The 11,560-nt window shown below is 31.6% G+C and carries 10 protein-coding genes; 4 read left to right on the top strand and 6 right to left on the bottom strand.

Annotated elements, in window-relative coordinates; all coding sequences use genetic code 11:
- Positions 1–391 precede the first annotated feature (391 nt).
- Together ACKTTC_RS11975 and ACKTTC_RS11970 are read right to left on the bottom strand one after the other, a co-directional pair.
- Positions 392–1,006, bottom strand: coding sequence for an NAD(P)/FAD-dependent oxidoreductase (locus ACKTTC_RS11975; protein ID WP_408040071.1), 615 nt, complete (start codon positions 1,004–1,006; stop codon positions 392–394).
- Between the two features lies 1 nt (position 1,007).
- The gene (locus ACKTTC_RS11970; protein ID WP_408040070.1) at positions 1,008–1,589 is read right to left on the bottom strand and encodes a MarC family protein; all 582 of its coding nucleotides are present in this window, start codon (positions 1,587–1,589) and stop codon (positions 1,008–1,010) included.
- 85 nt (positions 1,590–1,674) lie between these two features.
- On the opposite strand from ACKTTC_RS11970, the gene ACKTTC_RS11965 reads away from it, so the two are divergent.
- Positions 1,675–2,241 (top strand): DUF3109 family protein, encoded by a 567-nt coding sequence (locus tag ACKTTC_RS11965; RefSeq protein ID WP_408040069.1) that lies wholly within the window; start codon positions 1,675–1,677, stop codon positions 2,239–2,241.
- Here the strand turns inward: ACKTTC_RS11965 and ACKTTC_RS11960 are convergent.
- On the bottom strand, positions 2,234–3,571 hold the full coding sequence (locus ACKTTC_RS11960) for a deoxyguanosinetriphosphate triphosphohydrolase (RefSeq protein ID WP_408040068.1): 1,338 nt from the start codon (positions 3,569–3,571) through the stop codon (positions 2,234–2,236). The two genes, ACKTTC_RS11965 and ACKTTC_RS11960, sit on opposite strands and share 8 nt — an antisense overlap.
- Before the next feature lie 213 nt (positions 3,572–3,784).
- Between ACKTTC_RS11960 and ACKTTC_RS11955 the strand changes: the two genes are divergently transcribed.
- Positions 3,785–4,315: a Panacea domain-containing protein gene (locus tag ACKTTC_RS11955; protein ID WP_408040067.1), complete on the top strand. Its 531-nt coding sequence runs from the start codon at positions 3,785–3,787 to the stop codon at positions 4,313–4,315.
- A 40-nt stretch (positions 4,316–4,355) separates the two neighbouring features.
- On the top strand, positions 4,356–4,640 hold the full coding sequence (locus ACKTTC_RS11950; protein ID WP_408040066.1) for a hypothetical protein: 285 nt from the start codon (positions 4,356–4,358) through the stop codon (positions 4,638–4,640).
- Between the two features lie 117 nt (positions 4,641–4,757).
- Here the strand turns inward: ACKTTC_RS11950 and ACKTTC_RS11945 are convergent, their stop codons facing one another.
- The 3 genes from ACKTTC_RS11945 to trxA all read right to left on the bottom strand — a co-directional run bounded on the left by ACKTTC_RS11945 (position 4,758) and on the right by trxA (position 9,254).
- A complete protein-coding gene (locus ACKTTC_RS11945) occupies positions 4,758–7,148 on the bottom strand; it encodes a ribonucleoside-diphosphate reductase subunit alpha (protein WP_408040065.1) in 2,391 nt (796 codons plus the stop codon).
- Between the two features lie 242 nt (positions 7,149–7,390).
- Entirely contained in the window at positions 7,391–8,362 is a 972-nt protein-coding gene (locus tag ACKTTC_RS11940; RefSeq protein WP_408040064.1) for a ribonucleotide-diphosphate reductase subunit beta, read from the bottom strand.
- A gap of 532 nt (positions 8,363–8,894) precedes the next feature.
- Positions 8,895–9,254 (bottom strand): thioredoxin, encoded by a 360-nt coding sequence (gene trxA, locus ACKTTC_RS11935; RefSeq protein WP_408040063.1) that lies wholly within the window; start codon positions 9,252–9,254, stop codon positions 8,895–8,897.
- Between the two features lie 149 nt (positions 9,255–9,403).
- On the opposite strand from trxA, the gene ACKTTC_RS11930 reads away from it, so the two are divergent.
- On the top strand, positions 9,404–11,557 hold the full coding sequence (locus ACKTTC_RS11930; RefSeq protein ID WP_408040062.1) for a prolyl oligopeptidase family serine peptidase: 2,154 nt from the start codon (positions 9,404–9,406) through the stop codon (positions 11,555–11,557).
- Positions 11,558–11,560: the final 3 nt, after the last annotated feature.

Here is an 11,560-nt window from a genome sequence, read left to right as displayed (position 1 = left end):
TTCACATGGAAGTTTAAGAAAAGAGTTAGGAGTAAGAACACCATTTGAAGCACTTGAAAAATGGTATAAGCTAGAACCCGAAATATTTTACAGAAAACCAGTAAAGCAAAAGTTTCTAATTACAGGTGTTAAATCAGTTTTAGAAAGGTTGCAACGTTGTGAAACCTAACAATTACATATAAAAAATGCCTTCTAATATTAGAAGGCATTTTTTATTATACTATGCTTTACGCTTATACTACCAATACGATACCTTATACCTTAAAATACGACACTTAAAGGATTTTTATTATTTCTAAAAAGAAACATGTAATACTTTTATTACGGGGTTGGGGTAGCCATTAGTATTCGGGGGAAGTAAACGGTGTTGTCAATCCTATAAGCTGAGTTTTTACTCAGCTTTTATTTTATCATGTACTTTTGTAGAGATATTATCATTCCAAAGCGTTAAAATATCTGTTGCAACGCTTGCTCCACTTCCAGCTGCTATTGCAAACTGACTTCTCCAACCGGCTATAGTTCCACAGACATATAAGCCATCTTTAATAAGGTGATTAAAATTTCGTAACTGAATTCTATCTTTCATAGGATTTGCTCTACTATGTCTTTCTACATATTGCTCTAATCCTATAATATCAAATGGCTTCGCATAGTTCAATGCAATTACTACCATTTTTGTACGATATTCATTTTTATTAGTAACTATTTTATAACCTTCTTCTGCATCCAATACAGCCTCTACTTTTTCATTTGATATTTGAGAAATATGTGGATAAGTCGTTGTTAATTGCTCTCTACCTTCTACTAAAATATCTTTTCCTAATTTTCCTTCAGGTAACCCTAATACATTATTAAATAAAGCATTTTGTAAATGAGATGCTCTTTGATGCATAATGATTCCTATATTTTTATCTTTTGCATAAGGTTTATCCTTAGCAGATCCTAATAAGAAAGCGCACTGCATTCCAGCAACACCACCTCCAACAATAAGAACATCGTATAGCATATTAAGCTAATAAGATTTTAATATTATCTGCAAATAACCTTACAGCAATTGCTAGTAGGATTACACCAAAAACTTTTCTAATAATGGCAATTCCATTTTTACCAATCATTCGCTCAATTCTTGCTGATGTTTTCAGAACCACATAAATTACCAAAACATTTAACAATACAGCTATAATAATGTTTATTAAACTAAATTCTGCTCTAAGCGATAGTAATGTTGTTAAACTACCTGGTCCTGCAATTAAAGGAAATGCTAATGGAAAAACTGTTGCCGTTAATGTTTCGCCTTCTTCTTCCTTATACAAGGTAATTCCTAAAATCATTTCTAAAGCAATAAAAAATAAGATAAAAGAACCTGCAACTGCAAAAGAATTTACATCTATACCTATTAAACCAAGTAACCGTTGTCCAACAAATAAAAACGCAATCATAATCACTCCTGCAATTATAGCAGCTTTTTCAGACTGGATGTGTCCAACTTTTTTACGTAAATCAATAATAATAGGAATGTTTCCTACAATATCAATTACAGCAAATAATACCATAAACACTGTAAAAATTTGATTAAGACTAAAATCCATTTCTTATCTAAATTTAGGTTAATAAAAAGTTCAAAAGTACATTTAATTGGATTAAATGTAGTAAAAATAACTTTATTTTTGCACTATGTTTCAGTTAGGAAAAACGATCGTTTCAGAAGATATTATACAGAAGGAGTTTGTATGCAATCTTTCTACATGTAAAGGAGCTTGTTGTATTGAAGGTAGTGCCGGTGCTCCGCTTGAAGAGAATGAAGTAGCTATTTTAGAAGAGGTGTATGATAAAGTAAAACCTTTTTTACGCAAAGAAGGTATTCGCGCTATAGAACAGCAAGGAACTTCTATTACTAGCGATTTTGGTGAATTAGAAACACCACTTATTGAAGGGGAAGAATGTGCATATGTAATTTTTGATGAAAAAGGTACTGCACTTTGTGGAATTGAAGAAGCATATAATAAACAGCTCATCGATTGGAAAAAACCAATCTCTTGCCATTTATATCCTATTAGAGTTAAAGATTATTCTGAGTTTGCAGCCGTTAATTATCATAAATGGGAAATTTGTGACGATGCTTGTTCTTTAGGAAAAGAATTACAAGTGCCTGTTTACAAATTTGTAAAAGAAGCACTTGTAAGAAAATTTGGTCAAAACTGGTATGATGAGTTAGAAAAAGTAGCTCAAAAAGCTACATAACGTTTCCTATAATTTTTTTATGTAATCGGATGGCATATCCATCAGATAAACTAGCAATATAACTGCTTATTTGCATGATTCTATCATACAAACTGTCTTTATCTTGCTTGTATTGTTCTGGAATTAATTTAAGTACTAATTTATCGTAATTAGACGCTTTGTTAGTAAACTTATTATTTAAGGCCGTCACAAAAATATCTAATAAGTCGGCTATAATTTTATAGCCAGCAACTTCTTTTTCAACTACTTCATTACTCATGTAAATTTTATCGACACTTATTTTAATAATATCGTTCATTTGCGCTTCATATTGACATTTATCTAAAAGTGCATTATTAAAACTTCCATCTAATATAGCTGCTTCATTTTCAAGGAAAATAGCTACTGCTTCATTAATCAACACTCCAATTGCCAAAGCTCTTAAATAACTAATACGATCTTTTTTGTATTGTAAAGAATGATATTTTTTAATATCAATCGTATCCTTTACTAACTTAATCATGTATTCTAACGCATACTCTTCATCTATTAAACCAAGATTAATTCCATCTTCAAAATCAATAATTGTGTAACAAATATCATCTGCAGCTTCTACTAAATACGCTAAAGGATGGCGATAAAATGAAAGTCCATCAGTATCTTTTTTAAGTAACCCTAACTCATTAGCGACATCTAAAAATGCTTCCTTTTCAGACTGGAAAAAACCATATTTTTTATCGGATATATGAGTTGTTGGTTTTTTAGGCAAGCTTTCTTTAGGGTATTTCATAAAAGCTCCTAAAGTTGCATACGATAAACGTAAACCTCCAGGGTTTCCTGCTCTATTTTCTGTTACAATTTTAAAACCATTTGCATTTCCTTCAAAATCTATTAAATCTTGATATTCCTTTGTTGTTAATGCATCTTTATACTGCAATCCTCTTCCTGTTTTGAAGTACTCTCCAATTGCTTTCTCTCCTGAGTGTCCAAAAGGTGGGTTTCCTATATCGTGCATTAAAGATGCTGCTGCAACTATGGTTCCAAAATCGTTAAATGTATAGCCCTTTTCTTTGAGTTCTGGATAACGATTTAATAAGGCCTGCCCTACTCTCCTTCCTAAAGTTCTTCCTACTACAGAAACTTCTAAACTGTGTGTTAATCTTGTATGTACAAAATCTGTTTTAGAAAGCGGAATTACCTGTGTTTTATCTTGCAAGCTTCTAAATGCTGAAGAAAAGATTATTCTGTCAAAATCTACCTCAAAACCTAAACGAGTTTCATCTTGAGAAGCTCTTGTTCGTTTTTGTGTATCTCCGTGTCTCTTTAAAGAAAGTAATTGTTCCCAGTTCATATATGCTGTTTTTGATGTTTAGGATTGCATCAATTTCCAACAAAGTTATTTAATCTTTTTCGTTCTGGTTTACATTTAAGATATAAAAGTATTATTACTGGTTATAAGCTATTTACAAAACAAAGAACCACATACTTTAACTATTTGATTTATAGAATAAAAATTGTAAATTTGTAAGGATTAAGAATTAGAAATTAAAAAATTGTTATTACTTTGGATAAACTCACTGAACTAAGCATAGGTATGGGAACCACTGGCGCGGTAGCTAATGAATTTATAGGACTTTCGGAGCAACAACATGTTGGAATAACTAATATGAAGTTAGTTAAATTAATGTATATTGCTCAAGGACTTTCTTTGGCTTTATTAGATCGTCCTATTTTTGAAAATGACAAGATTGAAGCATGGAAATATGGTCCTGTAGTTCCTAGTATTTACCACGAATTTAAGCACTTTAAATCTGAACCTATCACAACCAAATCTGTAGTTACTTTAGATAGCGAGTGGGAAAACTTATCTGAACCTAAATTAACAGATGAAGAGGATAAGAAAATTGTACTACTTACATGGCGTTTATACAAAGATATGTCTCCTAGAGATTTAGTAGATTTAACGCATAGAGCAGGTACTCCATGGAGTTTAACATATGAAGATAGTGAAAGTAATATTATTGATAATGAACTTATCAAAAGATATTACGATCAATTTGTTGTTAACCTTGATAATCATTTAAGAAGTGCCTAAACCAAAGTTAGATGACCTGTTACAAGAGTCCAATTCTAAAATGAGCACTCAAATCACTAAAGATATTGATTTTAACATCAGTCTTAACAGGCAAGAAATTTCCGATAGAATTCAAGATAGAGAAGAACGAAAAAAGTATGCGTATAGAACGTTTATCTTTTTAAGTATTTTTACTGCATTCATCCTTTTTATCGTTACAGCTGCTGGTTTTTCAGAAGTTATTAATTTTAATTTGGAAGGAACTGTACTTATTTCTTTAATTACTTCTTCTTTTGCAAGTGTTGTTGGAATATTTATTCTGGTAATGCGCTATTTATTTAGGTAATCATTTTGTTTAATTCGAATTTCTTACAACAGAAGTATTAATTAATTTGCTTTTTTCAAAGGAATAAAAAAAGAGAAGCCTTATGACTTCCCTTTCCTCCTTTTAATTTAACTCTATTTAAGAACCGCACATTAAACAATCGTCTGGTCCGGCATTTTTAGAAGCGTCTACCATTGCCTTAAACTCTTCTGGGCTCATTGGTGCATCTTCTTCTTTCTTTTTCTCTTCTTTAGATAGCGTAAATTGAATTGCATTAACTGCAGATTTTGTACGTAAGTAATACATTCCTGTTTTTAATCCACTCTTCCAAGCGTAGAAATGCATTGATGTTAACTTTCCAAAATCTGGATCTTTCATAAATAAGTTTAACGATTGAGATTGATCGATAAAATATCCTCTATGACGAGACATATCGATAATATCTTTCATACTCATTTCCCAAACTGTTCTGTATAAATCTTTTAAATCTTGTGGAATTACATCTATATGTTGAATAGATCCGTTTGCACGCATAATCTCTTCTTTCATATCGTTATTCCATAAACCAAGCTCTACTAAATCCTCTAATAAGTGCTTATTAACAACAATAAACTCTCCTGATAATACTCTACGAGTATAAATATTAGATGTATATGGCTCAAAAGCTTCGTTATTTCCTAATATTTGAGAAGTAGAAGCTGTTGGCATAGGTGCTAATAATAACGAGTTTCTAACCCCATGTTCCATTACTTCTTCTCGTAAAGGTTTCCAATCCCATCTTCCACTTAAATCTTCATCTTTAATTCCCCACATATTGTATTGGAATTCTCCTTCAGACATTGGAGATCCTTTAAATGTAGAATAAGCCCCTTTAGCCTTTGCCATCTCTTTAGATGAAGTAACAGCAGCAAAGTAAAGTGTTTCAAAAATTTCCTGATTTAACTTCTTTGCTTCTTCGCTAGTAAATGGTAAACGAAGCATAATGAATGCATCTGCTAATCCTTGAATTCCTAATCCTACCGGACGGTGACGTGTATTAGAATTCTCTGCTTCTATTACAGGATAATAATTCTCATCAATTACTGTATCTAAGTTTCTGATTACTTTCTTCGTTACTTCAAATAATTTATCATGATCGAAGAACTTATTTCCGTTTTCATCTTCCCCTACAAACATTGGAATCGCAATAGAAGCTAAGTTACATACAGCAACTTCATCATCCGCTGTATATTCTAAAATCTCTGTACATAAATTAGACGATCTTATTGTTCCTAGATTCTTTTGATTAGACTTACGGTTTGCCGCGTCTTTATATAACATGTAAGGAGTACCCGTTTCAATTTGTGACTCTAAGATTTTCTCCCATAAATCACGTGCTTTAATTGTCTTTCTTCCTTTACCAGCTTGTTCATAACCTGTATATAAACGCTCAAACTCTTCTCCATAAGTATCAAATAAATGTGGACATTCATTCGGACACATTAATGTCCATTCCCCATCTTCTTGTACACGTTTCATAAATAAATCCGAAATCCACATTGCATAGAATAAATCTCTTGCACGCATTTCCTCTTTACCATGATTCTTTTTCAAATCTAAAAAGTCAAAAATATCTGCATGCCAAGGCTCTAAATAGATAGCGAAAGATCCTTTACGCTTTCCTCCTCCTTGATCTACATAGCGAGCTGTATCGTTAAATACACGCAACATTGGCACAATACCATTAGACGTTCCGTTTGTACCACGAATATAAGATCCTGTAGCTCTAATATTATGAATAGATAACCCAATACCTCCGGCAGATTGAGATATTTTTGCTGTTTGTTTTAATGTATCGTAAATACCATCTATACTATCGTCTTGCATTTGTAATAAAAAGCAAGAAGACATTTGTGGTTTTGGTGTACCAGAATTGAATAATGTAGGTGTAGCGTGTGTAAAATACTTTTTACTCATTAATTCATATGTAGCAATTGCTTCATCGATATCTGTTTTATGAATACCAATAGAAACACGCATTAGCATTTGCTGTGGACGTTCAGCAATTTGTCCATTTAATTTTAATAAGTATGAACGCTCAAGAGTTTTAAAACCAAAATAATCATAATTAAAATCTCTACTATAAATAATTGTAGAGTCTAACTTCTCAGAGTTTTTCATGATGATTTCATATACATCATCTGATAACAACGGAGCTTTTTTACCTGTACGTGGGTTTACATAATTATACAAATCTGTCATTGTTTCTGTGAAAGACTTTTTTGTATTCTTATGTAAATTAGAAACGGCTATTCTTGCTGCTAATTTTGCATAATCTGGATGTGCTGTAGTCATTGTTGCCGCAACTTCTGCAGCTAAATTATCTAATTCAGAAGTTGTTACTCCATCATACAACCCTTCTATAACGCGCATCGCTACTTTTACCGGATCAACAATACCATTTAATCCGTAACACATCTTTTTAACTCTTTCTGTGATTTTGTCAAACATCACAGGTTCTTTTCTGCCATCTCTTTTTACTACATACATATGAATTTTGGTTTTATATAGGTTAGCCCTAAGAGGTAATAATACCTCTTAAGATTTCAATTATTTTAATATGTTTTCTTATTGATTTAGCCATTGAAATAAGCATCCAACTTATCATGACTATTGTCTCCCCAGACATTTTTTACCTTTCGGCATCCCACAACAGTTCTATAGAGGGATTTTACAATTCCTCTTAAAACTTGTTTCTTTTGTAATTAATTATATTTATATCGATTAGGTTCCTAAAAATCAGCATCAAAACTGATAGAACCTGTACCCCCTGATTTTACACCAGCCTTTTGATATTCTGAAACTCTTTTTTCGAAGAAATTTGTTTTTCCTTCTAAAGAGATCATTTCCATAAAATCAAAAGGATTGGTTGCATTATATTCTTTCTCACAACCAAATTCTAGCAAGAGTCTGTCTGTTACAAACTCTAAATATTGAGTCATTAATTTTGCATTCATTCCTATTAAACTAACAGGCAATGACTCTGTAATAAATTCGCGCTCTATATTTAACGCAGATATGATAATTTCTTTTATTCTTTCTTTAGAAACTTTATTTTTAAGATGATTATTGTGTAAATGAACTGCAAAATCACAGTGCATTCCTTCATCTCTAGAGATTAACTCATTAGAAAATGTTAGTCCTGGTAATAATCCTCTTTTCTTTAACCAGAAAATAGAACAAAATGATCCTGAGAAAAAGATTCCTTCTACTGCTGCAAAAGCAATTAATCTTTCTGCAAATGAATCAGACTCTATCCATTTTAAAGCCCAATCAGCTTTTTTCTTAATTGCTGGAAAAACTTCTATAGCTTTAAATAGCTTGTTCTTTTCTTCATCTTTCTTTATATAAGTATCAATTAATAATGAATAAGTTTCTGAATGAATATTTTCCATCATTATTTGAAATCCATAAAAGAATTTCGCCTCACTATATTGTACCTCATTTACAAAATTCTCCGCTAAATTCTCATTTACTATTCCATCTGAAGCAGCAAAAAATGCTAAAATATGTTTTATAAAATAGCGCTCGTCATCTGTTAATTTATTATTCCAATCGTCTAAATCTTGGTGTAAATCGATTTCTTCCGCAGTCCAAAAACACGCTTGTTGTTTCTTATACCACTCCCATAAGTCGTCGTGTTGAATCGGGAAAATAACAAATCTATCCTTGTTGTCTTGTAAAATAGGTTCTATACCAGCCATTTAATAATCTTATTATCTTAATTCTATTTATCATGGGGGAGAAGTACAAAGATTGGAAATTTTCGCTCTAAAATAAAGCTTTACTTATCCACAAACTCCTTGAAGTTTTTAACAAAAATTTTAAAAATTCATTTTTTTAACAGAAAAACCAAATAATAAACAAACAACTGTTTATCAATAAATTAAAACAACAAAAATTAGCTCCGTAGTGAATTTTACTGGGCTTGTTGCTTTTCATAAAAACAAAATAAAAAACTGTAAAAAATTTGGTTATAAAAAAGAAAAAACGACGTCTGAGAAACGTCGTTTTTGATTCCATAATTCGAATAATCCCCAATATTACGATTTATGATTGTGTAAATGTTGAATACATAAAAGTACACGACAAATATATATACAATAACAAGTAGCTCAATTATATTTTGTATAAATGGATTGTTTTTGTGTGTGTTTGGTATATTATTCTTTTATAAATTGTCTTTTTTAACCGAAAATTTACATTTTATTAATAAAAAACACTATCTTAAATTGTTTATTTTTCAATTTTAAGCACATCTCCAATAATCTTTTCTATTTGTTGCTTAGGCAACGCTCCATTTGCCATTTGAGGATCTTCTCCTATAGGACAAAATAACATTGATGGAATACTTCTTATTCCAAAAATTGCGGAAAGCTCCTGTTCTGCTTCTGTATCTACTTTATAAATTTTTATTTTATCTTTATATTCTTCGCTTAATTGTTCTAAAACTGGTGCTAATGCCTTACATGGTCCACACCAATCTGCATAAAAATCAATAATTGCAGGCAACTCCCCTTGAAACTTCCATTCTTTATTATTTTCGTAGTCAAATACCTTTTCTAGAAAATCGGTTTTAGTTAATAACTCTGTCATGTTTATAGTAAAATATGTTTATATGAAATTAGACGATATTACACCTTAACATTACAAAACTTATTTTAATTATGTTAAAAAGCTCTTAAAGTGTAACTTTTCCAGCGTTTTTTAATCTAATTTTGAGAATATTAACCAATCGACTACACATGAAACGATTAATTATACCTTTATTAGCAGTATTAACAATTACTGCTTGTAAACAAGAAACCCCTAAAAACACTATTAAAGTGACATATCCTAAGACAACTAAACAGCCTGTAACAGACGAGTATTTTGGTACCAAAGTAGCCGATAATTACAGATGGTTAGAGGACGACAGAAGTAAAGAGACTGAAGACTGGGTAAAAGCTGAAAATAAAGTGACTTTTGATTATTTAAGCAAAATCCCATATCGCGAACAACTTAAAAATAGACTGTCTGAATTATGGAATTATGAAAAAGTAGGTGTCCCTTTTAAAGAAGCAGACTACACTTATTTTTACAAAAACAACGGATTACAAAATCACTATGTTTTATATAGAAAAAAAGAAGATGGAAAAGAAGAGGTTTTCTTAGATCCAAATACTTTTTCTAAAGATGGAACCACTTCTATGAGTTCTGTAAGTTTTTCAAAAGATGGAAAAACTGTTGCTTATGCAATTTCTGAAGGTGGTAGCGACTGGCGTAAGATTATTATAATGGATGCTGGTTCTAAAGAAATTAAAGAAGACACCTTAGTAGATGTTAAGTTCTCTGGAATTTCATGGAAAGGTAACGAAGGTTTCTATTACTCTAGTTACGATAAACCTAAAGGAAGTGAACTTTCTGCTAAAACAGATCAACACAAATTATATTACCATAAATTAGGTACACCTCAAAACACAGACAAAGTAATTTTTGGAGCTACACCTGAAGAAAAACATAGATATGTAGGTGGTTATGTAACCGAAGATGACAACTACCTTGTTGTTTCTGCCTCTACTTCTACTTCTGGAAACAAGTTATTTATAAAGGATTTAACAACTCCAGACAGCAACTTTGTTACTATACTGGATAATTTTAATAGCGATACTTATGTTGCCAATAACAATGGGAGCAAATTATACTTGGTAACAAACTTAAATGCTCCTAATAAAAAAGTTGTAACAACAGATTTTTCTAACCCAACTCCTGAGAATTGGAAAGACGTTATTGCAGAAACAGAAAATGTATTAAATCCCTCTACAGGAGCTGGATTTATTTTTGCTGAATATATGGTAGATGCTGTTTCTAAAGTTTTACAATACGATTATGACGGAAAATTAGTAAGAGAAATTAAACTTCCTGGTGTTGGTTCTGTAGGTGGTTTTGGAGGAAAGAAAGATGCAAAAGAATTATACTTTTCATTTACAAACTACAATACACCTGGATCTTCGTATAAATTTAATCCAGCAGACGGAACTTATGAGTTATACTGGAAACCTAGCATTTCTTTTAAATCAGATCATTTTGAAAGTAAACAGGTATTTTATGATTCTAAAGACGGAACTAAAGTTCCTATGATTATTACCTATAAAAAAGGAACTGAATTAAATGGTAAAAACCCAACAATATTATATGGATATGGTGGATTCAACATTAGTTTAACACCTAGCTTTAGTATTGCCAACGCTGTTTGGATGGAACAAGGAGGTATTTATGCTGTTCCTAATTTACGTGGTGGTGGAGAATATGGAAAGAAATGGCATGATGCAGGAACTAAAATGCAAAAACAAAATGTATTTGATGACTTTATTGCTGCCGCAGAATTCTTAATTGAAAACAAATATACTTCTTCAGATTACTTAGCTATTAGAGGAGGTTCTAATGGAGGTCTTTTAGTTGGAGCTACTATGACACAACGTCCAGACTTAATGAAGGTAGCGTTACCTGCTGTAGGTGTTTTAGATATGTTACGTTATCATACATTTACTGCTGGGGCTGGTTGGGCTTATGATTACGGTACAGCTGAAGACAATCAGGAAATGTTTGAATATTTAAAAGGATATTCTCCAGTACACAACGTAAAGTCAGGAGTACAATACCCAGCAACACTTGTTACTACAGGAGATCATGACGATCGTGTGGTTCCTGCACATAGTTTTAAGTTTGCTGCTGAATTACAAGAAAAGCAAACAGGACCAAATCCTGTTTTAATTAGAATAGAGACCAATGCTGGTCATGGTGCTGGTACTCCAGTAGCTAAGACTATAGAACAATATGCCGATATATTCGGGTTTACATTATTTAACATGGGATTTGAAGATTTACCAAATCCTAGCAGAACAAAAATTAAACCTTAATCA

It is taken from the genome of Tenacibaculum amylolyticum (genome assembly GCF_964511145.1).
Lineage (GTDB): Bacteria > Bacteroidota > Bacteroidia > Flavobacteriales > Flavobacteriaceae > Polaribacter > Polaribacter amylolyticum.
The sequence above is the reverse complement of the archived record's forward strand: the minus strand, read 5'-3'. Positions and strand labels throughout refer to the sequence as shown.